17 protein-coding genes and 1 pseudogene are annotated in these 25951 nt (G+C 63.6%); 10 read left to right on the top strand and 8 right to left on the bottom strand.

All coding sequences use genetic code 11. From position 1 onward, the window contains the following. Window positions 1-105 precede the first annotated feature (105 nt). Entirely contained in the window at window positions 106-2154 is a 2049-nt protein-coding gene (locus tag GXY33_09075; protein NLX05282.1) for a hypothetical protein, read from the bottom strand. A gap of 288 nt (window positions 2155-2442) precedes the next feature. Between GXY33_09075 and GXY33_09070 the strand changes: the two genes are divergently transcribed. From GXY33_09070 to GXY33_09055, 4 genes and pseudogenes are all read left to right on the top strand, one after another. Next, a complete protein-coding gene (locus GXY33_09070) occupies window positions 2443-3525 on the top strand; it encodes a serine/threonine protein phosphatase (GenBank protein NLX05281.1) in 1083 nt (360 codons plus the stop codon). A 162-nt stretch (window positions 3526-3687) separates the two neighbouring features. Beyond that, window positions 3688-4830 carry a substrate-binding domain-containing protein gene (locus GXY33_09065; protein ID NLX05280.1) on the top strand — a complete coding sequence of 381 codons (1143 nt, stop codon included), beginning with the start codon at window positions 3688-3690 and terminating at the stop codon, window positions 4828-4830. After that, window positions 4827-4976 (top strand): annotated as a pseudogene (locus GXY33_09060) (prepilin-type N-terminal cleavage/methylation domain-containing protein). The gene GXY33_09065 and the pseudogene GXY33_09060 overlap by 4 nt, the downstream one beginning before the upstream one ends. A gap of 640 nt (window positions 4977-5616) precedes the next feature. Then, the gene (locus GXY33_09055) at window positions 5617-8310 is read left to right on the top strand and encodes a hypothetical protein (GenBank protein ID NLX05279.1); all 2694 of its coding nucleotides are present in this window, start codon (window positions 5617-5619) and stop codon (window positions 8308-8310) included. Between the two features lie 65 nt (window positions 8311-8375). Here the strand turns inward: GXY33_09055 and GXY33_09050 are convergent, their stop codons facing one another. The 3 genes from GXY33_09050 to GXY33_09040 all read right to left on the bottom strand — a co-directional run bounded on the left by GXY33_09050 (window position 8376) and on the right by GXY33_09040 (window position 12296). After that, complete coding sequence (locus GXY33_09050) at window positions 8376-10397, bottom strand: hypothetical protein (protein ID NLX05278.1); 2022 nt, start codon at window positions 10395-10397, stop codon at window positions 8376-8378. A 29-nt stretch (window positions 10398-10426) separates the two neighbouring features. After that, window positions 10427-11119: a DUF1559 domain-containing protein gene (locus tag GXY33_09045; protein NLX05277.1), complete on the bottom strand. Its 693-nt coding sequence runs from the start codon at window positions 11117-11119 to the stop codon at window positions 10427-10429. Window positions 11120-11219: 100 nt separating this feature from the next. Next, window positions 11220-12296 (bottom strand): LacI family transcriptional regulator, encoded by a 1077-nt coding sequence (locus tag GXY33_09040; GenBank protein NLX05276.1) that lies wholly within the window; start codon window positions 12294-12296, stop codon window positions 11220-11222. 151 nt (window positions 12297-12447) lie between these two features. On the opposite strand from GXY33_09040, the gene GXY33_09035 reads away from it, so the two are divergent. Together GXY33_09035 and GXY33_09030 are read left to right on the top strand one after the other, a co-directional pair. Then, window positions 12448-13245 (top strand): hypothetical protein, encoded by a 798-nt coding sequence (locus tag GXY33_09035; GenBank protein ID NLX05275.1) that lies wholly within the window; start codon window positions 12448-12450, stop codon window positions 13243-13245. A gap of 79 nt (window positions 13246-13324) precedes the next feature. Then, window positions 13325-15001 (top strand): tetratricopeptide repeat protein, encoded by a 1677-nt coding sequence (locus GXY33_09030; GenBank protein ID NLX05274.1) that lies wholly within the window; start codon window positions 13325-13327, stop codon window positions 14999-15001. Window positions 15002-15007: 6 nt separating this feature from the next. On the opposite strand, the gene nifS is transcribed toward GXY33_09030, so the two are convergent. Together nifS and nifU are read right to left on the bottom strand one after the other, a co-directional pair. After that, window positions 15008-16186 (bottom strand): cysteine desulfurase NifS, encoded by a 1179-nt coding sequence (gene nifS / locus GXY33_09025; GenBank protein NLX05273.1) that lies wholly within the window; start codon window positions 16184-16186, stop codon window positions 15008-15010. After that, the gene (gene nifU / locus GXY33_09020) at window positions 16186-17034 is read right to left on the bottom strand and encodes a Fe-S cluster assembly protein NifU (protein NLX05272.1); all 849 of its coding nucleotides are present in this window, start codon (window positions 17032-17034) and stop codon (window positions 16186-16188) included. The genes nifS and nifU overlap by 1 nt, the downstream gene beginning before the upstream one ends. A gap of 820 nt (window positions 17035-17854) precedes the next feature. Here nifU and GXY33_09015 point away from each other — a divergent pair. Beyond that, window positions 17855-19354, top strand: a complete 1500-nt coding sequence (locus GXY33_09015; GenBank protein NLX05271.1) for a 9-O-acetylesterase — start codon at window positions 17855-17857, stop codon at window positions 19352-19354. Window positions 19355-19388: 34 nt separating this feature from the next. Further along, on the top strand, window positions 19389-21422 hold the full coding sequence (locus tag GXY33_09010) for a hypothetical protein (protein NLX05270.1): 2034 nt from the start codon (window positions 19389-19391) through the stop codon (window positions 21420-21422). Window positions 21423-21485: 63 nt separating this feature from the next. Here GXY33_09010 and GXY33_09005 read toward each other — a convergent pair whose 3' ends face one another. After that, on the bottom strand, window positions 21486-22355 hold the full coding sequence (locus GXY33_09005) for a helix-turn-helix domain-containing protein (GenBank protein NLX05269.1): 870 nt from the start codon (window positions 22353-22355) through the stop codon (window positions 21486-21488). Between the two features lie 205 nt (window positions 22356-22560). Between GXY33_09005 and GXY33_09000 the strand changes: the two genes are divergently transcribed. Further along, on the top strand, window positions 22561-23175 hold the full coding sequence (locus GXY33_09000; GenBank protein ID NLX05268.1) for a hypothetical protein: 615 nt from the start codon (window positions 22561-22563) through the stop codon (window positions 23173-23175). 256 nt (window positions 23176-23431) lie between these two features. On the opposite strand, the gene GXY33_08995 is transcribed toward GXY33_09000, so the two are convergent. Next, complete coding sequence (locus GXY33_08995; protein ID NLX05267.1) at window positions 23432-24484, bottom strand: hypothetical protein; 1053 nt, start codon at window positions 24482-24484, stop codon at window positions 23432-23434. Window positions 24485-24731: 247 nt separating this feature from the next. Between GXY33_08995 and GXY33_08990 the strand changes: the two genes are divergently transcribed. After that, window positions 24732-25951: hypothetical protein (locus tag GXY33_08990; GenBank protein NLX05266.1), on the top strand; the 1220-nt coding region annotated here is incomplete at its 3' end.

The following is a 25951-nucleotide window of genomic DNA, read 5'->3' as shown; positions in this document are numbered from 1 at the left end:
GCGTGAAGGCCGTCCTGGATGCCAGTGTCCAACCAATCGTATGCCTGCCGTCACCGGTATCATCATACACTACCGTCTTGCCTCGCGACCACCGTTTTACACCGCCTATAGCGGCAGGACAAAAAACCGCCTCGGCGGTTCGCCCGTCACCAGGTAGCAGATCGCCCCGATGATCACCGGCACGAACCCGCCCAGCAGTTCACCGGCGATCAGCCCGAACATCAGCGGCTTGACCTTCTGGTAGACCGCCGCTCCGCCGTACCGGGTGATCGCGCTCTTGATGAACCATCCGACCAAAAACGAAAACGCGAAGTTGCACGCGCCATAGCTGTTCCACACCAGAAACATCACCGGGTGCAGCGGCCAGCGGGCAACCCGCAGCCGACCGGCCGTCATCACCAGCACCAGGGCCATCCCGACGCCGAATACGGCTACGTACCGCCAGCCGGGCGCCATCTCCGCAAATCGCGACCAGCCCGAAACCGCTTCCGATCGTTCGAGAACGCCCTGAGCGGCCAAACGATGCTTGACGTTGAGCACTTCCTTGTACGGCATGCCGGGCAGTTGGTCCGCGCGGGTTGCCCATGCGTCGGCCATGTTGGCCCCGCGGTCATACTGAAAGTACAGCGTCGTGGGAACCGCGATCGCCAACCCGACCACCAGCGCCACGACGGCCAAACCGGCCGTCCGACCCACGCTGACCCGCCGAAGGTCCACGATCTTGAGCGAGTTGATCGCAAACGGCATCAGCGTCTCCCGCGGATCGGCCAGCAGCACCGCCGTCAAGACCAGCAGGATCAGCAGCGCCTGCGGCCCCAGCGCCACAGCCCCGAACACGCCCCAGAGAATCACGCACGGAAAGCAATACGCCTGGATGAAGAACATCCCCGTCTCCGCGATGATCCGGCCCATCACCAGGTAGATGACCACCGCGCCCGCCGCATACAGAAACGCAAGCGGCCAGTCCAGGCCGGCCGCCGCCAGCATGGTCACGAACGCCGCCAGGCACGCCAGAAATACCCGAGCGCCCCACACCGAGTGCGACTCGACCGCCTGCGCCGAAGGCAGCAGCAGCGCCCGGCGGAATACGTGGCTGTAGTAGTGCCGCCCGGTGTAGATCAGCACCAGGAACAGCCCCACGTACGCGCCGAAATTCAGAAACGTCACGGCCTGAAGCGACAGATACCCTCCGCCCGCCAGCGAATAGCCGGACGCTGCGGTCAAACCCAACACCCACGGCCAGAGGTACGGCCCGATCCCCAACGACAGCGACACGTCCGTCGCCAGCAGATACGCAAAACCGATCACGATGAAATACAGGTGAGGCGTGACCAGATAAGGCCCGCCGAATCCGCCCAGACCGAGCTTGAACGTCGGAAACAGGTCCGCCAGCGAACGGATATCGACCTGAAGCTGGATCGGAACCAGGTGGGCGGGAGACCAGAACGCAGCGTAGTTGTACAGGTGAATCGCCGCCACCGCGCAAAGCCCCAGCCAAAACAGGCGACTGCCCAACACCTCGCCCCACATCCCCCCCTGACCCGGCAGCAGCGAATCGGCGAACCGGGCCACCGGGTATGGCAACTGCTCGTGGTCCGACCACTGCCGATGAACCACCAACGCCAGCCCGATCAGCCCCACCCACAACGACAGAATCAGAATCAGCCAGAAACCCAGCGAATCCCGCCAAGCCGACCACGGCACCTGGTCCAGACCGATGTGCCGCGTCCCCTTTCGCATCCCGCTTACAAATCCATTGATCACCTTCTCGTCCGCCGTCTCCGGCAGCATGACCTCCGGCAACATCTCCAGCAGCCCCTGCTCCGACCAGCCCGGCTGCGTGCGGGCGTAGTGCTGCGGCATCATCAAATTCGTGGTGAACGTCCGCAACAGACCCGACCCCGGAATGCAGCAGGCGACCAGCGTCAACGCCAGAACCACCGCCAGCTCGCGCCCCGAAAGCGCCAGCCGCCGGTGAAGCCAGAACAGCACCGGATTGGCCGCCAGGACAAAAAGCAGCAGCCCGCCATAGGCCGAAACCGGCATGTGGTTGCCGATCAGCATCGTCTGGAGCATCACCGAGTCGTTGAAATAGGTGAATCCGCAGAAGACCGCCCCGCCCAGCAGTCCCAACAACACCGCCCGCAACGTCATCCGTGATCCTCTGCTCCAACCGTCATCAAACCAATAGCCCGTCCGGTCCCGTCATGGCCCTGCGCCGCCGTGCAGCCGACCGGAGTGGAGGATCATTATACCAACGCGCCTTCGGCTGGTTCCGCCCAAAAAACCCGCGTTGCCGCCTTCCCACGCCAATCCGTCCGCCTGCTGACCGCAAGCCGACGCAATTCCGCGTTCGGCTGCAAGCCCTTGCCATCGCCGGGATCAGACCCTATCCTCAGAATCTGACAGGAAGAACCGGCGCTGCTTTTCGAGGATTCTCCCATGAACCGCCACAGCCCGATCGTATGGATCGCCTCCGCCCTCTTCGCCCTGACAGCCATCCCAGCGACCGCGGCGGCGGCGGAACAACTCGGCCCCGCTCCGGACGGAACGTTCAGCATCGTGGTCATCCCGGACACCCAAGCCTACCAACAAAACGACTCCGCCTCGGACCCAAATGGCCGGCGGCGGCTCAAGAACGTCATCTTCAGAAACCACGTCCGCTGGATCATCCGGAACCTTGAAACCCAGAAGATCGTCTTCGTCACCCACGTCGGCGACATCGTCGACGTGGACAGCGACCAGCAGTGGAAGGTCGCCAAAACCCACATGGACACGCTGCGAGGAAAGGTCCCCTTCGGCATCAGCCCCGGCAACCACGACATGAGAGCAACCGGCGACAGCAGCCTGTTCCAGAAGCACTTCCCAGCCGACAGTTTCGCCGAATTCCCCTGGTACGCCGGTTGTTATCCCAGCGACAAACCTGGATTCTGCGGCAACAACGCCAACAGTTGCCAGCTCTTCAGCGCCGGCGGCATGGACTTCATCTTTTTGCATCTCGAATGCAACGCGCCGGACCGAGTGCTCGAATGGGCAGACGACCTGCTCACGAAGCATGCCGACCGCAAAGCCCTGATCACCACGCACATGGTTCTCGGCCCGATCGACAAACCCGTCAAACCCGACGAGTTCATCACCGGCGCCAAGGGCTGGATGAAGTGGCACAAACGCCACCGCGACGGCAACAGCGCCGAGCAGATGTGGGACAAACTATTCCGCAAACACGCCAACGTCGGCCTGATCTTTTGCGGCGACCAGTCGCGAACCCAAGCCCTTCACGACACCCGCACCGCCGATTACGGCAACCGCGTCCACGCCCTGCTCTCGGATTACGGCACGGGCGGCCTGAGGGTGGTGCGGTTCGCCCCGGACAAGAACGTCGTAGAAGTGCGGACTATCGACTCAGCGACCGGAGAACTGATCCTTACAACCGACAGGGTTCCCAACCCGCAACAGCACCAGTTCGAACTGCCGTACCAGATGAACGCTGAGCAGACTTCACCGACCACCCGATGCGCTGGTTGACCGGGTCCGGCCCGACCAGGCCCAGCAACGCAGCATAAGTAGCTGAATTCACATCAGTTAACACAATAGCTCTACCGTTGGCTGTCCCACCGCTAGTTCCTTGCCCGAAGAATATGACATTAATGTTGACAATTATGACTATAATGCGCATTTTTGGAGGATATGGGAAACCTCGGTAATACGTATAACAGCAAAGCGGTGCGGCTGAGCGATCGACTTCTGGAGGACATCCGGGAGTCTCGCTACCAGGCCGGGGCCTTGTTGCCGGCAGAAAATGAGATGGCTGAGGCCTACGGTGTCTCGCGGGCCACCATGCGGCGGGCTTTGGACATGCTGATCGAGACGGGGTACCTGGTCAAGCGTTCGCAGCGGGGGGTCTGGGTGCCGCTGGCCACGGAGGCCGATGGCGACGGTTTGCCCGGGGATTTCGAAGCAGTCGGCGGCAAGCTGGCGTTGGCCGTCGTTTGGGCGGGATCAACCAACTATCACAACACGCACATCCAGCAGGGGGCGGTGGAATACGCCAAGGCGCACCGGATCGACCTGCACGTCCATCGCTCAACCAAGGGCCACGAGGACGCCCTGCGGACCCTGGAACAACTCCCAAAATTGGGCGTCGAGGGTGCGATCGTCTTCCCGTACGCCCGCGGGGACTACGGTGAGGCGATCCGACGGCTGCAGGAGACAGGCATGCCGCTGGTGGCCCTGCGGAGCTTCAGCGAACTGAACCTCAGTACGGTCACCGCCGACGACGCCGGGTCAACGCAACTGCTCACGCACTACCTGATCGAGAGGCACCGTCGGCCGGTGTACTGCATCGGCTCGGCCCCCAAGTACGAGGACGTGCGGGAGCGCTATGCGGCCCACCGGCAGGCGATGACCGAGGCGGGGTTCGGCGAACTGGTCGACTCGCACACGTACCAGTTCGGCGACGACGACAGCGATCCGACGTTCTGGGACGCCGAGAAGTGCTGGCTGACGTCTTTGGCAACCGCCCAGCGCCTGCTGGCGGAGAGCCGCCCGCCGATCAGCGTGCTGTGCCTCAACGACTACATCGGCCGGGCGGTCTACGAGGCGGCCCGACGGCGCGGGCTGCGGATCGGGATCGACGTGGCCGTCGCGGCTGAGGGGGCCGACACGCCGATGGGACGGTGCCTCGCTCCCCCGCTGACCACGGTCGAACTGCCAAGCCGCCGCATCGGATACACCGCCGCATCCCTGCTGCACCGCCTGACCGTCGACCGCACCGTCGGACCGGTGCACATCCGCATCCCGGTGGAAGTGATCGAAGGACAATCGGCATGAACGATCGCGACAAGTCTCTGAAACACGGTCCGCGGGGCCGCACGGCCTGTTTCACGTTGATCGAGCTTCTCGTCGTCGTGGCGATCATCGCCGTGCTGGTGGCCATCCTGCTTCCGGCTCTGGCCGCAGCCAGGGAGCGGGCGAGGCTGATCGCCTGTGCGGGCAACTTCCGCAGCATCGGGCAAGGCGAGGTGATCTACTCGGGGATGTACAACGACTTCTTCACGCCGCTGTTCCGCATCTACGGACCCAACGGCGAGTCGCCAGTCGGCCCCTACAACGACGCTCCGGAGCAGTGCTCGCGGTGGGACGTCAGCGGCTACGCCGACGGAGCGACCGGATACGGACCGGTGCCGATCAGCGCGGGGCTGCTGACCTGCGACGACCGGACGACCCTTCGGGGCATCCGCGCCCTTCCCGGCGACGCCTACGGCGATAAGTCGCCCTGTTTGCTCGATCCGTCCGAGCCAAACCTGCCGGGCCCTCCCAACTGGATGCACTACCCAGCGGTCTGGATCCACGGCTCGGTCATCCGCACGAGCGAAGCCAACGCGGGCGATCCGATCTTCACCTGCAACATCGGCCAGGCTGGGGCGCTCCTCTCGCCCGGCCCCCACCGGATCGCGTGCAACGTGAACTACCTCGACGGCCACGTGCGGACCTGGCAAGTCGACCACTACCGCGGCAAGTACGGAGCCGGGGCGTGGTCGATCGGTCTGCCGGATGAAGCGGGCGTCTGGGCCACGATCTTCAATGACTACTAATCCCGTCTTCAAGGACCTCCACATGCCAGCCAAAGCTGCTTTCCTGCTGTGCCTTGTCTGCCTGTTTTCCACACTGGCGAGGGCCGAGGCGCCGTCCCAGAAGGGAATTGATCTGGTCGTCAACGGCGGATTCGAGCAGGGCGAAACCAACGGCGTGCCTGACGGCTGGACGTGGGGTTCCTCGTCGCCCAAGGCGAACGCGACGATGGAGCTTTCGACCGACCATCCGCATTCGGGCGAGTACTGCGTGAAATTCACGGCCGACCAGCCGGTCGAACCGCAGGTCTACGGGACGTTCCACCAGACCATCCCGTGCGAGCCGATGACCGAGTACATCGTCTCGCTGTGGGTGCGGGCGGTGGATCACGGCGGCAATTGCTGGTACGGCGGCGGCGCTGGTTGGCAGTGGCGTAATCCGCTGCCTCACGGCAAATACGACTGGCAGCCGCTCATGGGCTGGTACCGCACCGGCCCGGACGAGACGCAGCTTCCGATCATGATCAACCTGGAGGGCAGAGCCGAGGCGATCTGGATCGACGACGTCCAGGTGGTGGTCCAGGGCCACTCGACCGACCCGACCCTTCAGCCGCCGATCAAGGCGTGGGAGAAGGACAAGATCCTGGCCGAACTGGGCCCAATTGAGGCAAACGCAGCGGGTTGGCGGCAGAAGCTCGACTCTTTGGCCGGCGCCGGGGCGCGGGTCGACTATCCGCTGGTCCGGCTCTCGCTGATCGAATCGTTCGTCCCGCGCATCCACGACCGCGTCGAAAAGAACCAATTGCTCCAGGCAACGATCATGACGACGGAACTGGCCCAGGTGGCGAAAGACCTCGCCGAAGACCTGGCCGTCCTGGAAAAGGACCCCAAGGCCTTCCCGCCCGCCCTGCGATACCGGACCGGCCCGATCGAGATCGACGGCTACGCCCAGATCGGCAACGTCCTGGACCCAGCCACGGGTCGGATCGTGCGCCGTCCGGTCATCTTCACCGGCTACGGGAATTTCTTCACCATCGTCCGCGAGATCCCGCAATGGCCCGACCGCGGCGGCAATGTGATCGGACCGGAGATGGGTCCGGGCAGTTACGGGGCCGGCGACGGCGGCGAGGCGGTTCGCACCGTTGAGCCGCAACCGGACGGCACACTGCAAGTCAGCACAAGCGCCATCGCGGGCGTGGTCGAGATGCTCAACCAAGCCGCCGAGCACAACGTCGCGGTCTCGCTGCTGATCTCGCCCCACTACATGCCCGCAGAATCCGGCGGAGCCTGGAACACCGACCATCCCGGCGTCTGGAGCGTGTTCGAGGCCTACATGCACGCCCTGCTCCCAGCGATCCGTGACATCCCCTCGCTGCACAGCATCATCCTGAGCAATGAGCCGCATCATACGGCCATCCCTAATGACAAGTTCTTCATGCGGCATTGGTTCGCCTATCTGCAGCACCGCTACAAGAGCATCGACGACCTGAACCGGGCCTACGGCGGCGCCGAGTACCGGAGCTTCTACGAGGTCCCGCTGCCTCCGCAGGACAAGATCCGCCCCGGCTACTACGCTGAAAAGGACCGGCCGTGGCTCTACGACCGCAACCAGTGCAACAACCTCTACTTCGCCGACTGGCACCGGCGGCTGGCCGACATCATCCACACCCTGGCTCCCAACGTGAAGGTGCACGCCAAGATCACCGGCGGCTACATGATGGGATGGGGCCTGCCCGTGGGCGACGGCTGCGACCCCGAGATGTTCGCCGATTTCACGAACTATTGCGGCTTTGACGACGTCGGCGGCGTGCGGATCACCTACGACGTGTTCCCGTCGTTCCTCAAGGCCCCGCAGGTGAATTCCGAAAACCACATCCACATCCCCGACGGCAACTTCAACGCCATCGAGCCGCAGCGTTACTACGCGGACCTCTTCGCCCAGGCGATGCACGGGCAGACGGTCAGCATCGCCTGGTGCTACGAGCCGAACTGCGGCCCGATGGCCGACTGGGACCTTTCGATCCGTCCCGCTGCGATGGCCGCGATCGGGCGGTGCGGCCTGGACCTGATGCGGGCAGCCCCGGCGATGGCGGCGATCCAGGAGGCCCCGCGCCGGGTCGCGATCATCTACAGCCCAGCCTCGTTCTACTACCACGACGAACACCACGCACTCTGGCGGGCGGCGTGGGAGGCCTTCTTCGCCACCGGGCTGCGCGTGCGGTTCCTCTCGGAGAACCAGATCGCCCGCCGCGAGTTCGGCGACGTGAAGGTGCTGATCCTGCCCGAGGCCCGCGTGGTCGAACCGCGGACCGTTGAGGGACTTGGCGATTTCGTGAAAGCCGGCGGCAAGGTCATCAGCGTGGGGCGGAGCCTGGAATTCTGCACTCCCGGCTGGACGCCGGTCGATCCGAAGCGGGCGGAGACGCTGCTCTGGAAGCGGATTGACAGCCAGGGCCGCGATTGGGCGAGGCAAATCCTCGCCGCCACGAGTGAAGCGGGTGTGCAGCCGGCGGTCGAACTGGCCCTCGCCGATGGGCAGGAACCTTCGGGTGTCCACTGGCTTTGCGGCACAATGGATGGCAAGAAGGTCGTCGCCGTTCTCAACATGTCCGGCAAGCCCGTCGATCTGACCGTGCAACGGCTGGAGACGAAGACCGTCATCGATCTGATCGCGGATCGTCAGCGCACGCTGCCGGTGCCCGTTTCGAATATCGGAGCGGCGGTCTGGCAGTTGCCCTGAGAGTATTGCCGAGGGCCCGCAAGGCGCGGTGATGGTCGTCTTGCCGGCTCAACCGCGCGAGGCCGTTACCTGCCCGGCTGGGTGGCCGTCGCGGCTCGCAGGGCCAACCAGCGAGTGAAATTGGGGATAACCGCCGTTTCGCCGTTCAGCACGCGAAGCATCTCGTAAGAACCCAGCTCGTGCGTTTGGCCGTTGACGCTCAGGTTCACCGGCTGATCGGCGTGGTTGACGTAGAGGTCCAGGCCCGGCCACGAGGTCCGGCTGACCCGGTCGTAGTCAATCACGTATTCGAAACCGGTCATCCGCCGGCCGAAGTAGTGCCGGACCACTTCCTGCTGCACGTGGTGCAGGTACTCCAGCCAGTCGCGTTTGTCGGTCTTGACGTCGTTGAAGGTGATGTACAGGCCCATGCCCATCGCCACGCTGTCGGCCAGCATCTCCGGCTCGAAGATCGGCGGGCCCAGGTTGTGCGGATAGACCATCGCCAGGCCCGAAGCCAGGGCGCTGTTGTACGGGAACAGCCGAATCTGTTGTTCAGTCGCCATCGTCTTCCAGCGATCGTCGTAACCGTCCGCCGACTTCCACGGAAGGTACCCGGTGAACTTGTACTTGACCTTCAGGAAGAACTGGAACATGCCCCAGAAGTTGGCTGAGTGAAGGTCGTCACCGCCCTCGGTGGTCATCGGCAACACGCGGGCCATCGCCTCGCCAAGCCGGATCATCCCGCCGAAGTGCGCCCGCGGGTTCGGACACGACGGCGCGAAATCCCACGCCTTGTGCGAGTTGCCAACGATGTCCGCGAACACGGCGTCGCAGCCGAACTCCTTCAGCCGCCGCAGAACCTCCTCCGCCTTCTCGACCACCAGCGGATGCCACGGCGTGGCCCAGTAATTGACCCCGTAGTGCGGCCGGCCGTCGTAGATGTACGGCTCGCCGTCCGGCCCGCGCGATGCGACCTGCGGGCCGACCTTCTCGGTAGTCGGAGCCCCAAGGCTCCAGTGGCCGGGGCTGACAAACGGCATCACGACGTGCCCCATCGCGTGGGCGTCGTCGATCATTTTGCGGAAATCATCGTCCGTCCCCAGTTCCGCATTGATCGGGAAGTAATCCGGATAGTGGTCATCAAACTTCGACGGCCACCAACTGACCGGCTCGATGATCAGCGGCGAGGGCAGCGGGCCCACCATCGAGGTGAACTCGCGAATCGCCTTCTTCTCGTGCCAGTCGCACTCGTACTTCATCACCACCGCCCGGGCCGCCCGGTCGAAGGCGTCGCCGAGTTTGGCCCGCAGATCCGGCGCCCGGTCCAGGCCGATCTCGCGCCGATACCGGTCCAACGCCTCGAACACATCGGCAACCGGCAGCACCCGGATCGACGGCGAATGCCACGTCACGTCGGCGGGAATGTGAGTATGAAACGTGTGGCGAAACGCTCCGCGGTGCTCGCCGACGTGGCCGAACCAGATGTGCGACGGCACGAGCAGCCGCTCGACGTGCGGACAGAAGAACGCCAGACTCCCCCCGCCGTCCTTGCCCTGGGCCACCAGCAGATCGGCGTGGGCCGTCGGATACGGAATGCCGTCACCCAACGAACCGCCGCGACCGAACCACCGCTCCATGTCGATGGCCACGCCGATGTGATCGCCCGCGATCAGCTCGCGATACCGCTGCTCGTCGACGACCACCGCCAGCGGGAAATCGATCCGTACGATCGGCCGATCGGATGTCTGGTTCACCGACATCCGCATCGTCAGACCGTCGTCATCAGAAAGCCGAAGCTCGACGGTCACCTGTCCGGACCGTGTCAACCACTCCAACGCGATCCAATGGGCGTCGCGCTCGACGCGGACCCGAGGCCCGTCCTGTTCGCCGACCTCGCAACAAACACCGTCCTGATCGTGAAGCCGGAACCAGACGTTGCCGTCCTCGACGATCGTCCGACCGCTCGTCCGATCGACCAGCTTCAACCCGCCGCCGTTCTCCTGGAGGCCAAGCCGATACCGGCCCGTCTCCAACACCACTTCCTCAGCCGGCGCAACGCCACAAAACAACACCATCGCCGACAACACAAATACCGCTCGCCGCATTGAAAACCTCCGCCAAAGCCGCAATACCCTTACGGCGTCCAGCCGTCATACGGAATGTACTGGTACCGGTCGCCCTCCCAAAAACCGACCGCCTCGGCGTGCCCGTCGCCGAACAGCACACCCACCCGCTCGTGATGGGCCGGAACCAGATAGCGTCTGGCCGTCGGGGCCGCCGGCGGCACGTAAGGCACGTTGGCCCAACCCGAGTTCCACCACACACCGCGGTTGGGGTTACCGTTGGGGTAGGGAAGCCCGACCGCGTTGGCGCTCGGCCACTCCGACAGCAACACCGTGTTGCCCGGATACCGCAGATCGTCGGGCTTGAGCGGCTTGGAATTGTCCGCCCCGCTGATCCACCGCCAGTCATTGTACACGTACGACCGGTCATGCACCCGCCGGTTATTCTGGTCCATCGACACCACCGGGTGACAGATCGGGCAAACCAACACGCTCGGCGTCTCGACCATCACGTAGCCGCCCGAAACCCCCGCTACCAACACGTAGCTCCACGATCGCGTCACGCCGCCGCTGATCGGTCCCTGGTCAAACGGCGGAAGGCACTCGTAATGATCCGCGGCGTAGTGATTGAAGCCCAGCCCGATCTGCCGGTAGTTGTTCAGACACGTCATCGCCCTCGCGGCAAACCGCACCTCGCTCAGCGCCGGCATCAACAGGCTGACCAGAACCGCGATGATCGCCACCACGACCAACAGTTCGATCAATGTAAATGATTTCGAATCTGGGATTCCGAATCTCGGATTTGGAGAAACCGTATGACCGCTCATCTTCTTCTTCCTCAAATCAGCAATCAACAATCAGAAATCAGCAATCCCTCACCGCTCCCGTCGACTCGCGCACCACCAGATCCGGCGCCAGCACCCGCTGAATCGCCGGCGTCTGGTCGCCGTCGAGCCGCCGCTCGATGATCTCGACCGCCGCATGCGCCATCGCCGCCGTGTCCTCACGGATCGTCGTAAGCGAAGGATGGTACACCGCCGCCTCCGGAATATCGCCGAACCCGACCACGCTCACCTGATCCGGTATGCCGATCCCGCCGTCGTGCAAAGCCTTGAGTGCCCCGATCGCACTGCCGTCGCTGACCACGAACAGCCCGGTAAACGTGACGCCCTCACGCTCGATCTCCCCCTTGAGCACCAGGCACGCCCTCAGCGCCGCCGACTCGCCCGGCTCGACGTGTCCATCAATCACCCGTGGCGACGCCAAGCCGCTTGCCTCCACCTGCCGGCGGAAACCTGCCACCCGAGCCTCCAGCGTCACTCCGCGCGGCTCGCAGACCAGCACCGCCAACCGCCGATGGCCCAACTCGATCAGGTGCGAAGCCGCCAACGCCCCGCCCCCCTCGTTGTCCGGCCCCACGCAGTCCATCACCACGCCCGGCACCAGCCGCTCCATCAGCACCACCGGAACGCCCATGCGGCTGATCCGGTAGATATCTTCAGGATGGAATTGCGTTCCCGTCGGCACCAGCACCAGCCCGTCCAGCCGTTCCAGAGTCAACCCGCGCGGCACCCGATCCCGCCAGGAATACCGCAGAAGCCTGACCATGTGCCCCGCTGCGTCCACCTGACGCATCATATGCCGGGCGTAGCTCTCATACACCGGTGAAGGATAATCGGGAATGGCGACGCCGATCCGCCGCGTCGAAACCTCTCGTCCCGGCTCATCATCGCCGGCGATGAAGATCCCCCGCTTGGGCCGCCGAACGATCAGACCCTCCTCGCTCAACCGATCCAACGCCCGATCCACCGTGACCTGGCTGACCCCCAACTCGCGAATCACCTGCCGGACCGAAGGGAAACGCATGCCCCGGTCCATCGTCTCGACCCGCTGCCGCAATTCCCGATATACCCGCTCAGCCTTGGTCATCGAACCGCCCATCAATACAGATTCCAGCCAATCTGTATTGCAGTATACTGTCTGTACCGGTTTACGTCAAGCCCTTTCTGGTCGGGCATTCCTATCCTTTCCCCGATCCGATACAATCCTGGTACGTCAGCATCATTCTGCGCCGAGAATCGCCACAAGCCCTATGCCTGAACTCCCGGAAGTCGAGTTTGCCCGTCGCCAAGCCGAAAAGGCCCTGCTCGGCCGGCGCATCGTCCGCGTCGCCGTCGACGACGACCGCATCGTCTTTGACGGCATCCCGCCCGCCCGCTTCGCCTCCGCCCTCACCGACCGCACCGTCCTGGCCATCGGCCGGCGAGGCAAGCACCTGTGGATCGAACTCGATCGCCGCCCCTGGCCCACCTTCCATTTCGGCATGACCGGCTATTTCGAGACCTACCGCGACCCAGCCGACCGCCCGCGATTCTGGAAGGCTGAACTGCTCACCGATGACGGCCTGTTCTTGACGATGGTCAACAAACGCCGCCTCGGCCGCATCCGCCTGCGGCACGACCCGCCCGCCGAGCCGCCGATCAGCCGCCTGGGCTTCGATCCCCTCGCCGATCGCCTGTCACCCAGCCGCTTCGCCGCGATGCTGACCCGTCGCAACGCCACGATCAAAGCCGTCCTGCTCGACCAGTCGTTCATCGCGGGGGTCGGCAACTGGATCGCCGATGAAGTGCTCTACCAGGCCCGAATCGCCCCCGCCCGCATCGCCTCCGGCCTCACCCCACAAGAAGTTTCTCGAATATTTTCAAAGCTCCGCTCAATTATCCGCAAGGCGGTCGAGCTCGATGCCGACAACGAACGCTTCCCCAGAACATGGCTGTTCCATCACCGTTGGGGCAAAAACGCCGAGGCCCGCACCCATCGCGGTGAGAAGATCATCCACCAGACCATCGGCGGCCGAACCACCGCCTGGGTGCCCGCCCGCCAGAAATAGCTCCGGAAGTATTGTGGAAACCAACATGTTTGGCGTAATATAAGATAGCGGATGCCCCTTTGAACCCATGAAGAGACCCATGAGCAAAATCAGTGCGGCATTCTGGTACGCCAGGGCCCGCCTGCACGAACGAGGCGGCCGGTTGGAGCAGGCCCTCGCCTGTCTCGACCGTGCTCTGGAGCGCAGTCCGCGCGATCTTCGCAGCCTGACCGACCGGATGTTCCTGCTGGCGGACCTCGGCCGGCTTGATGAGAGCATCGCCTGCTCCGATCGGATCATCGCCCTCGAACCCCATCACGTCGAGGCCCTGGGCAACAAGGGTCACTGCCTCAACCAACTCGGACGGTTCGAAGAGGCGGTTGATTGCTTCAGCCGCGCCCTCGAACACGACGGCGGCGACCCGTGGCTGTGGACCAACAAGGGCTACGCCCTCGGGCAGATCGGGCGTGACGACGAGGCCCTGAGCTGCCTCGACAAGGCCGGCGAACTCGACCCCGACGACCTGTCGATCTGGTCGAACAAGTCCTACGTGCTGGCCAATCTCGGCCGGTACGAAGAGGCCATCCACTGTTGCGATAGGGCCCTGGCCATCGATCCGCTGGACGGCTGGAGCTGGACCAACCGCGCCCGCACCCTGTGCGAACTCGACTGCTTCGAGGAAGCCTCACGCTGCTGCGACAAGGCCGTCGAGATCAACCCGCAGGATACCGAAGCCCTGCTCGCCAAGGGCCACGCCCTCTCCGAGATGGGCCATCTGGAAGAGGCGCTGGCGTACGTCGATCGGGCGCTCTTGCTCAAACCTCAGGACGCATGGATCTGGGGAACCAAGGCCAAAGCCCTCAACGACATGGGATACTTCGAGCAGGCCCTTGAATGCTGCGACAAGGCGCTGCAATACGATCCGCACAGCGCCTGGCCGTGGGCGGCCAAAGGCCGCGTCCAGTGCGACGCCGGGCGATTCGAAGAGGCCCTGAGCTGCTGCGAGAAGGCCCTGCGGATCGACGCGAATCATCTCGACGCCCTGCAGACCCGCGGCTACGCCCTCAGCGAACTGGGACAATACGAAGACGCCGTCGAAGCACTCGATCGCGCCCTGGAAATTGAGCCCGGCAGCGCCTGGACCTGGGGAACGCTCTCCTGGTCGCTCTGCGAGCTTGGCCGGTATGAGGAAGCCGTCGAGGCCTGCGACCGCGCGTTGAAGCTCGATCCGCAGGACAGCTACTCGCTCCAGAACAAAGGCTACGCCCTGGGCGCCCTCGGCCAATACGACGAAGCCCTCGACGTGCTCGATCGGGCGCTGAAGCTCGATCCCAAAAGCGCCTACGCCTACGCCACCCGCGCCCGCACGCTCGGCGAGATGGGCAGCTTCCACGAGGCCCTCGACGCCGCCGAACGGGCCCTCCGTCTGGACCCGCGCCACGCCTGGGCCTGGGCGACCAAAGGCTGGATCTGCGCCGAACTCGGGCAGCTCGACGAAGCCGTCCAGTCGCTCGATGAGGCCCTGCGGCTCGACCCGCGCCAGCTCGACGCCTGGGCCAACAAGGGCGAGATTCTCAGCTCCCTGTGCCGCTACCGCGAAGCCCTCGACTGCTACGACCGCATCCTCCGCGCCGACCCGCAGGACGTGGAAATCTGGCGGCTCAAAGCCGAGACCCTCGAATCCCTCGGCCGTGAGAAAGAAGCCGCCGTCTGCTTCGCCCGCGCCGACGAACTCGACGACCACTCCGATCACCAGAACCACGAAGACGAACTCTAGCCGCCTCTATCCTTTGACCGCCGCCTTGGGCACAAACGGCGAGATCCGCCGCAAATCCTCGATGATCGGCGGCAGATGCTCCAGCACCCAATCGACGTCCGCTTCGGTGTTGTAGCGGCTGAGGCTAAAGCGGATAGAGCCGTGCGCCGCGGTAAACGGCACACCCATCGCCCGCATCACATGCGACGGCTCCAGCGAGCCGCTGGTGCACGCCGAACCCGACGAGGCCGCCACGCCCAGATCGTCCAGCCGCAGCAGGATCGCCTCGCCCTCGACATACTCAAAGCTGATGTTCGTGGTGTTCGGCAGCCGGTGCTCGCGGTCCCCGTTGACCCGGCAGTCGCGGCACGACGCCAGCAACCCCGCCTCCAACCGGTCACGAAGCGCCCGCACCCGGCCGTTCTCCTCATCCATCGCCTCCGCCGCCAGTTCGCACGCCCGGCCCAACCCCACGATGTACGGCACGTTCTCCGTCCCGGCCCGCTTGCCGTGCTCCTGATGCCCGCCCAGCAGCAGCGGATTGACCCGCGTGCCCTTCCGGACGTACAGCACGCCCACCCCCTTCGGCGCGTGCAGCTTGTGGCCCGAAAGGCTCAGCATGTCCACCGGCGTCTTGCGCAAATCGATCGGCAGCTTGCCCGCCACCTGAACCGCATCCGTATGCAGCACGCAGCCGGCGTGCTTGACGATCCCGGCGATCTCGTCGATCGGGAACACCACGCCCGTCTCGTTGTTGGCCCACATCACGCTGACGACCGCCGTCTGATCCGTCAGCGCCGCCCGCAGCTCATCGAGGTCCAGCCGCCCGTCGCCGTCGACGCCCAGTTCCACCAGCTTGTGGCCGCGGCTCTCCAGGTACCGGCACGGACCCAGAACGGCTGGGTGCTCGACGCGCGTGGTCACAATCGCCGGACGGCCGCCGAACGCCTCGACCGCCCCGCGGATCGCCATGTTGTCGCTCTCGGTCCCGCAACTGGTGAAGATGATCTCGGACGGATCGGCCTTCAGCAGCGAAGCCACCTGCTCCCGCGCCCGCTCGACGTGCCGCGCCACTTGGCCGCCGAAGGTGTGGATGCTCGATGGATTGCCCCACAACTCCTCCAGAAACGGCTGCATCGCCCCGATTACCTCGGGCGCCACCCGCGTGGTCGCGTTGTTGTCCAGATAGACGTTTCGCGTCGACATCAGACCTTTACCTCCTCGACCACCAGATCGTCCGAAACGAACTCGCGAAGCCGCGTGGCCACCAGGTCGCTGAGCGTGAACTCCGCCACCCGGCACTGGGCGCACTGGCCGCGAAGCGAGACCAGCACCCGGTCGCCGTCCACGTCGATCAATTCGATATCGCCGCCGTCCTGGCGCAACAGCGGCCGGATCTCCCGCTCGATCGTCTCCTCGATCAGCTTGATCCGCTGGAGGTTGGTCATGCTCCGCTTGACCGTTTTGGGCTTTTCCTCCGCAGGCGCCTCGCCCCGGACCCGCGCGATGATCTTGCGGATTTCATTCTTGCAGCCGCCGCAGCCGCCGCCCGCCTTGCAGTAGTTCGTCACCTCCTCCACCGTGGCCAGCCGGTTCTCGCGAACCACCCGCTCGATCTCCGGCTCCGTCACGCCGAAACACACGCAGACCACCCGCCCCTCCAGCTCCCGCTTGCCCTCCTTGCGCCCCGTCCGGTAGTTGGCGATCGCCGCCTCAAGGGCCTCGCGCCCCATCACCGAACAGTGCATCTTCTGCTCCGGCAGCCCGCCCAGGTACTCAGCGATGTCCTGATTGCTCACCTTCGCCGCCTCGTCCACCGTCATCCCCTTGACAATCTCCGTCAAAGCCGACGACGACGCGATCGCGCTGGCGCAGCCGAAGGTCTGGAACTTGACGTCCGCGATCCGCCCCTGACCGTCCAGCTTGAACATCAGCCGCAACGCGTCGCCGCACGCCATCGAGCCGACCTCGCCCACCCCGTCCGGGTCCTCGATCGCCCCGACGTTCCGCGGATTGCGGAAATGATCCTTCACTTTCTCCGTATAGTCCCACATCGCAAATCCCTTTCTTGTCAGTATCGTCAATAATGATTCTACAACCAAAGCGAGTACTTTCCAAACCGGAACGCCCAAAACCAGCCTTGATCGTGGTCAAATCGACCGACCAACCGAAGTTGCCTCCCCGCCGCCGCTGGCTGAAGCCGAAAACGCCCTTGAAAGAGTTTGGAGACCAAATAGAATGATCGACGAAGCTCACGCCGGTCGTGAGCGGGAGCCAAATGAGAAACACCGTCAAGATACCGTTTCCTACCTCTGTGAGGACATTACCATGACCATGCGTCGAGTTGCGTTATCCCTGGCTGTTCTTGTCACTGGCGTTCTTGCCGCCGGCTGTTCCGCCGGGTCGGCGCGTAACGTTGCGGTCAATTCGCTGTTCACCGACAACATGGTGCTGCAGCGGGATATGCCGGTTAAGGTCTGGGGGACCGCTGACCCCGACGGTACGGTCGTGGTCAGCGTGGCCTCAAGGACAGCTCGTGCACAGGTGGCGCCGGATGGCACGTGGTGCGCTGTCCTGCCTCCGATGCCGGCCGGCGGCCCTCACCAACTGCGGATCGCCGGAGCACAGACGCGGACGTTGACCAACGTGATGATCGGCGACGTCTGGCTCTGTTCCGGTCAGTCAAACATGGAAATGGTCGTCGCCAGTTGCCTGGACAGCCAAGCCGAGACAGCCGATGCCGCCAATTACCCGAATATCCGGTTCTTCAACGTCGCCAAACGGGTGGCGCCCACCCCTCAGACCCAGGTCCTGGGAGAATGGCAGGTCTGCTCGCCTTCCACCGCGGGCGGTTTCTCAGCCGCGGGCTATTTCATGGGCCGCGAACTGCACAAGACCCTCAACGTTCCCATCGGACTGATCAACTCGTCGTGGGGCGGCACGCCCGCGCAACCCTGGACTCCGCGCGAAGGCTACGCCTACAGCCCGGACCTCATGCCCATCCTCGAGGCCTTTGATCAGAGCCTCAAAGACGCTCCCGACCAGATCGCGGAATGGACCGAAGTCAACCGCAAGTGGGAAGAGGCGATGAAAGAACTCGGCGCCACCGGCCGATGGCCCGACCCGGGCAACAAGGGCCAGCCTCTGGGCTACGCGGAGGTCGCCTTTGACGATGCCGACTGGCAAACCATGCAGATCCCCGCAACCTGGGAATCCACCGAAGGCATGCAGATCGACGGGGCGGTCTGGTTCCGCACCCAAGTGACCATACCACCCGCGTGGAACGGCAAGGACCTGATCCTCGTCCTGGGCGCGATCGACGATTTCGACCAGACGTACTTCAACGGCGTGGAGGTCGGCTCGACCGGCTCGGAAACCCCCGGACACTGGGCGCATATCCGCAGGTACACCGTGCCGGGCCAGCTTGTCAAATCAGGAACGGCTGTCATCGCTGTTCGCGCATTCGACAACTTCGGCGGCGGAGGTATGGTCGGTGGAGGCGGCGGCCCCGCGATCGCCCTGGCCCAGGCCGCCGATGAAACGATTCCGCTGGCCGGCGGCTGGAAGTTTAAAGTGGAACTGGAACTGCCCCAGATTTCGGGCCCGCCGATAGCCGGTGGCCCGGTCAGCCAGAACGCACCCACCTGCCTCTACAACGCGATGATAGCCCCACTGACCCCATTCGCCATCAAGGGCGCAGCCTGGTATCAGGGCGAATCCAATTCATCGCAGGGCTATCAGTATCGAACGCTCTTAAAGGGCATGATCACCGGCTGGCGAGAGGTCTGGGGCCAGGGCGATTTCCCGTTCCTGACCGTCCTGCTGGCGAATTTCGCCGGCCCCGTCGCGGAGCCCGGAGAATCCGACTGGGCTGAGCTGCGCGAGGCCCAGGTAATGAGCCTGTCGCTTCCCAATACCGGCATCGCCTCGGCGACCGATATTGGCGAGGCGGCTGATATTCACCCGAAGAACAAGCAGGACGTGGGCAAACGGCTGGCGCTGGCGGCCCTGCACGTGGCCTACGGCAAGACGTTGGTGTATTCGGGGCCGCGCTATGCCGGCCAGTCGATCGAGGGCGACAGGATCCGGCTGACCTTCGACCACGTCGGCGGAGGACTCGTCGCGGGACGTTCCGCGCAGGACGAAAAGCTCGCCGGTTTCGCCATCGCCGGCGCCGACCGAAAGTTCATCTGGGCCGACGCCCAAATCGACGGAACAACTGTCGTCGTCTCACACGCTACTGTCAAAGAGCCCGTCGCCGTCCGTTACGCCTGGGCGACCAACCCGGCCAATGCGAATCTGTACAACAAGGAGGGCCTGCCCGCTGTGCCGTTCCGTACCGACGATTGGCCCGGCATTACCCAGCCCAAGTAACTGACATCAAACCCCAAGCCGACAAGGGCATCTCATGAAGACCCGATTGAAGCATGCGACCCTTTCGCTGCGCGTTCCCAGCGCCTTCTGGGACACCGATCCCGGCTTTGCCGCCTTCCGCGATTTCGCCGCCAGATCCCGGTTCGTGGAAGAATACGCCTTCTTCTCCACGCCACTGATCGGCACGCCGTTTCCGGTCGAGTGGCTGGAGCGGTACTGGGAACCTTTGGGCAAACGGATCGAAAAAACTCGCAAGTTCGCCCCGCGCGTGGGAATCAACAACCTGGTGACCATCGGCCACAACCCGCATAACGAAGGGCACTACCAGTTCAGTTCCGCCCAGATGGTCAGTTCGAGGGGCAATGCACACGACTGGAAGTCCTGCCCAAGCAATCCAGCCTGGCGGGAAGAATACATCAAACCGATCTACACCCTCCTGGCCAAATGCGGCCCGGATTTCATCTGGATCGACGACGATCTTCGCCTCAACAACTTCGGCCAGAACGAACTCGGCTGCTTCTGCCCCTATTGCATGGAACAAATCCGTCGAAACCTCGACTTCAAAGGCGGTCTGCCGGAACTGAGAACCTTCCTGCAAACGGGCTCACCCGATGAATTGCGTCAGCGCCGGCTGGCGCTGCTGGAGCACAACCGTTCGGTGATGGTCGATATCTCCACCTATATCGAGCGGGTGGTGCACGCCGTCGATCCGAAAATCATCCTCGGCCAGATGGACCACATGAGCTATTGGGAAATCGATCCGGCGGCCCAGGCGGCGGCCCTCTCCGGACCCGACCGCGTCCAAGTCTGGTGGCGTCCCGGCGGCCTGAACTACACCGACCACTGCCCGGATGAGATCATCGTCAAAGCCAATTCGATCGCCGCCGGTGTCGCGCTGATGCCCGAATCGATCACGGCGATCCAAAGCGAAATCGAGAACTTCTATTTCGCGACGCTCGCAAAAAGCCGCCGATACACCTCGCTCGAGGCGCAGCTATACTGCGCCGCCTCCGGCTGTACCGGCGCAGCCTACAGCCTCTTCGACAAGCCGGCCGGCCCGGTACAGATCGACCCGCTGTCGGCCTGGGAACCGATGGCCCGCGAACTGAAGCGAAATGAAAAATTCATCGACCTGATCGTCGCCAACAACCAGCGTCTGTCGCTCAAGGGAATCTGGAACGGCATCGGCAGGAACCACTTTCTGGGCAACAACCATGCGACCGGCGAATGGATGACCAGGGATGGCGAATCGCATCCGCGATTCCACCCCTGGCGCTGCGGCGATCTGCATGTCCTCGGCCTGCCGCCCGCGTTCCGTCGGCAAGACGCCACGGTCGCCGCCATCGGCGCCCGCGAGGTCGCAGCCCTTTCCGACGACGAAATCCTCGACCTGCTCCACGGCGGTCTGTACCTGGACGTCCCGGCGCTCGAGGCGATCAATCAACGCGGGTTCGCTGAGTTCACGGGCTTTGTCAAAGTGGACGAGTTCACCGCCGACGCCGCCGAAATGCAGGTCGAACATCCCCTCAACGACTTCGGCAATCTCTACCGCCGCGATGTGATCCAGGTGTTCTGGGGTTCGACCGCCTATTCGCTCGCACCAGCCGAAGGGGCGCAGCGAATCGGACGCCTCGTCGATCCGATGCAGGAAGAATTGGCACCCTGTTCCAGCGGTGTATACGAAAACCGCCTCGGCGGACGCGTGGCAGTCATCGGCTACGCCCCTTGGCACGGCCTGGGCTACGCCCACAAAGCCGCCCAGATCAAAAAACTCTTCCGATGGCTCTCCAACGACCAACTTCCCGGCTGGGTCGACTCCTGCCACCGCGCGGGCCTCTGGCTCCGGCCGCGTCCCGACGGCGGAATCAACGCCACCGTCCTCAACGCCTCCATGGACACAGCCGCCGAAATCATCCTGACCCTGAAAACCCCCACAAAACACGCCACGCTGCACCGACTCGAGCACAAACCGATCCAACTCACCGGCACTCAAGCCGGTGACGGCTACACCCGCTTCACGCTGCCCGATCTGGACCATTGGAGCATCGGATATCTGGTCACCGCATAAAACGACGCTCTCATGCCCGAAAAAACCTCTGCACAGCCCCGAACGCACATCGGCCCGGCGTCGTCACGACCCTCTTTGCCGGTTGAGGAACTCGCGCGGCGACAATCCCGCATGCCGCTTGAAGAATATGCTTAGCGCGCAGCTTTCGGAAAAAGACATCTGACGGGCGATCAGCTTGACCGGATACCCCCTCTTGAGCAGTTCCTTGATCCGGTCAACCTTCTTCTGGGCGAACGCGGTCATCACCGGAACGCCCGTCTCCTTCTGATACCGATGGGTCAGCGTCGAAACGCTGATCCCCAGCTCCCTGGCGATGTCCTCCAGCGCGATCATGCGATCGATCTGCGTGTGAAGATAGGCGTCGATCCTCTCCGAAAGAGGGAGGTCAAGATCTTCCTCCGGACTGCCGGATACGTTAACTTTGTAGTGGTTGCCGCCGGTCGGCCGCGAAGACAGCAGCACCCCCACGATGCGGCACAGAACCGCCTGGGCGTCCCAGAACCCAAGGTCGCCGCGGCCATAGCCGATGGCGGCGCACTCCTTCATCAGCGAACCCAGAGTGTTCTCCCCGTCATCATCGAACACGACCCATTCCGACGGCTTCCGGAGCAGCCTCCTCAGTTGCGAGCATTCCGAATCGTAGAACAGCAGATAGGCCGCATGCAGCGGATTCCGGTTGATAGGAAGCTCATAGCGGTCAACATGCGGCGGATGCAGCAACGCCTGGCGCGAGGTCTGAAGGTAGATTCTCTGGCGGGGCGTATGGGAATGCCACAGATCGCCGCCGTAAATGTACAACAGCGACCACGTGGGCAGATTGTAGTCGGGCGACACCCGCGGAAGGGGCGTGTTGTGCTCAAACGCGGATACCACGCGAATGCCGTCGAGCCGCTCCGGCGTGGCCCATCCGTGCCCGTTCATGAACGTCGTCATCGTGTCCTCCTTCAAACGAGCTTGCCTGAATATATACTTTTTTTGCCGGATTCGCCATTGTCCGATCCCACAAATACCCTAAGATGAAGATAAAGAACTCATCGGGATTTCTCTGTCGCGGCGTGCAATCTCCTTCGGGGCCGGCTGGGCTCAGGCCGCCAAGGAGCTAAAATGTACCCGAGCCCCCAGAAGGAAGGAGTGGGTAATGGAAAGGCCAAGAGGTCTAGCGGTGTGCATGTTGTCCCTGGCCCTGGTGGCGGCTCTCCATCTTCCGGCGGTGGGCGCAGCCGCGGTGGAGAACGGCGGCTTCGACGACCTTTACCTTGGCGACTCGACCGTTATGTATGCCCTCCCGGACGTTCCCGGCTGGACGTTCACAGCCAACGGCGGGGAAGCGGGCATCCTCGGTGTCAACGCCACTGGGTTGTGGGGAGTCCCCGCCGACGGTCAGTGCGCCGCGATCTACGGCGGCGGAACGGTCAGCCAAGCCATCGCCGACTTCGTGGCCGGCACCACCCAGTTCACCTTTGACGTTCAGGGATACGCCAGGCCGGAATACGGCGGTCCGTTGACGGTGAAACTCGACGGCGTTGCCTTGACCTTCGGCGGCGTGGCGACGGTCGCCCCTGCCAGCGGCCCCATGGTCCAGTACACCAGCGACCCGATCACCGTGAGCGCCGGCTCCCATACGCTTGAATTCGTGGCCGGCGATTGGGCGTTCATCGACGACGTCGGCGTCACCAATGTCCCGGAACCGACCTGCTTCGCCCTGCTGGCATGCGGCCTGATCGGCGCACTGATGCGGACACGAAAAAGCTAAGTTAATTTATATACACCGGCGGTAATCGGCGTCCCCCCGGAAAGGGATCGAATGCATCAGGACGCCGTCAGCGATCCAAACGTCAGTTGGACAAAAGGTCCTTCAACGTAGCTCGAGCCTTCAGCGGTAGGCTTGAGCTACGTTATCTTAATGGGCGGCCGGGGCAACGGCGACCGCCATCCCGAAGTTCAGCAACAGACCTGTCCACGGGAGTGGAAGAAGCAGAAGAGATGGCCGCCCAGACGCCTCCTGCTGACTACAAGACCCGCCGTAACACGCAGCTTAGCTCCTCCTCGTCGTCGATCTCCTTGATCACAGCGGGATCGCACGACCAGTCAATCGTCCCGAAAAACAGACGGTCCCGGTCGATCTGCCAGCGAAAATACGCCACAAACCACAGCAAACCGCGGCCAGCGATCAACTCAATACTCAACGGCGTCGGCTTATCCAGCCCCGGACCCGGCGCCACGCCCTCCGCAGCGACAAACCGAAACTCGCGAATGCTCTCCGCCTCGAACCGAAGCGGATCATCCGAAACGGCATAGGCGGCGCGGAAATCGGAGTTCACATAGCCGGGAGGCACGCTGGTATAAACCGTGCGATAGTCATTGAACCACAGAACGTAACGGTCGCCCAGCGGATGCATCGAACACGACTCGATGTTCCCGGACGCTTCGCCGTGAGGAATGAAAAGCGGATCCGCCAGCGGTTCCCAACAGACCATATCCCGACTCGCACAAGCCGATATCCGCGCACCGCCGCTGTGCGCGGTGTAGAACAGAACCGCCCGATCGCCCCGATCGAACACGAAAGGATCCCGCCCGACCGCGCATTGGATCGGCCCCTCCTTCCACCGCGCCCAGCGCTCAAGGTCGGTCGAGGTGGCGTACGACATGAACGTCTGACCCCGTCCGCTGCCCATGTAGAACATGTAGTACACGCCCGCCCGCTGATACACGAACGGCGCCCAGACGTGTTCGCTCTCCCACGACCGCTCTCCGACCGCCAGTGGCATCGGGTGCCGAATCCAGCGGCAAAAGTCGCTCGTGCTGGCATGCCCGAACGAAATCTCATTCCCGGTCACATAGCAGATCTCACCCGGCCGCCCGTCAATATGGAAAAGGTGCAGCCGCCCTTCCGCCATCACCACGCCAAAGTCCTTGACGTACCCGCCCGGCGGCGCGTACCCATCCGCCAGAAATCGCTTCGCCGGAAAATGATAGTCCTCAGCCGCATCGTGCAGCCGACACTCGGGCCTGATCCCATACCTCTTCGAAAGCGACTCGATCTCTTCCTGGCTCCAGATCACGGTTGCCTTCTCCTGCCGAACGACCGCTATCCGTTATCTCCAAGGCGATGCCGCGGCGATTATACTCATCTCCTGGACGCGATCACAGTATCTCGACCGCCCCGCTCACTCAGGAACCGTCAGCATCCCCAATCGCGGTCTTCTCCGCGTCTCTGCGCCTCGGCGGGAGGCACGTTTGACATCGCCGCCGCTTCCGCCTATCCTTCCATACATGCCGCTATCCGCTGGACCGCTTGGAGGACGCTCGATGACGCTCGCCCGCACCCTCACCTTGCTCGCCTGCCTGACCCTCACCGCCACCGCCGCTCGCGGCCAAACCAACATCCCGACCACCCAGCCGGACGGCCCCAACCCCTGGACCCACCTGAACTTCGCCAACGACCCCGACACCTTCCACTTCGCCGTCCTGGCCGACCGATCCTACAAACCGCGAGCCGGCGTTTTCGAGGACGCCGTCCGCAAGCTCAACCTCCTTCGCCCCGACTTCGCCATCTGCGTCGGCGACCTCATCGAGGGCGAAACCCATGATCCAAATCAACTCCGCGCCGAATGGGACGAGTTCCAAGCCATCGTGGCCAAACTCGATGTCCCCTTCTTCTACGTCGCCGGCGGCCACGACTACTTCGACGGCAACATGGCCGACGAGTGGCAAAAACGCTTCGGCCGCGACTACTACCACTTCGTCTACAAAAACTGCCTCTTCCTCGCCCTCAACCCCGCCCGCGGACGCGAAGGCTACCTCTCGGACGATCAGATCGAGTATGTCCGACAGGCCCTCGCCGACAACCCCGACGTCCGCTGGACCTTCCTCTTCTTCCACAACCCGCTCTGGATCGAGGAACTCCACTGGAAGGAATCCGGCTGGGAGAAACTCAAGCCGCTCCTCGCCGACCGACCGCACACCATCTTCGCCGGCCACTTCCACAACTACATGAAATTCGAACGCGACGGCAACAAGTACTTCATCCTCAGCGTCACCGGCGGATACGCCCCCAAAAAAGATCAGGACCCCGGCCAGTTCGACCAGATCGCCTGGGTCGCCATGACGCCCGACGGCCCGCGTTTCTCCAACCTCAAGCTCGACGGCATCCTCGATGAAAACGTCCGCACCGAAGGCCAAGCCGCTGTGATGATGAAAATGATGCTCGACCCGCCGGTCGTCGCCGCTCCCGTCTTTCTCACCGCTGATGCTCTCTCCTCCGCCAAAGCCACACTGCGCGTCAAAGCCCCCCTGCCCCTCCCCGTCGAGTTCAAAGCCCAAATCCAGCCGAACCCGAAACTCAAGATCGATCCGCAAACCGTCGAAGCCAAAATCCTCCCCTTCGGACCCAAAACCTTCCAATTCCACCTCCAAGCCGACCCGCCGCTCCCGCTCTCCGAACTCGGCCCGATCGTCATCGACTGGTCACTCGCCGCCGGCTCGATGAACCACAAAACCACCAGCCGCATCGAAATCCGCAAACCGCT

Source organism: Phycisphaerae bacterium, assembly GCA_012729815.1.
Lineage (GTDB): Bacteria > Planctomycetota > Phycisphaerae > JAAYCJ01 > JAAYCJ01 > JAAYCJ01.
This window is presented reverse-complemented; position numbering and strand designations above follow the sequence as displayed.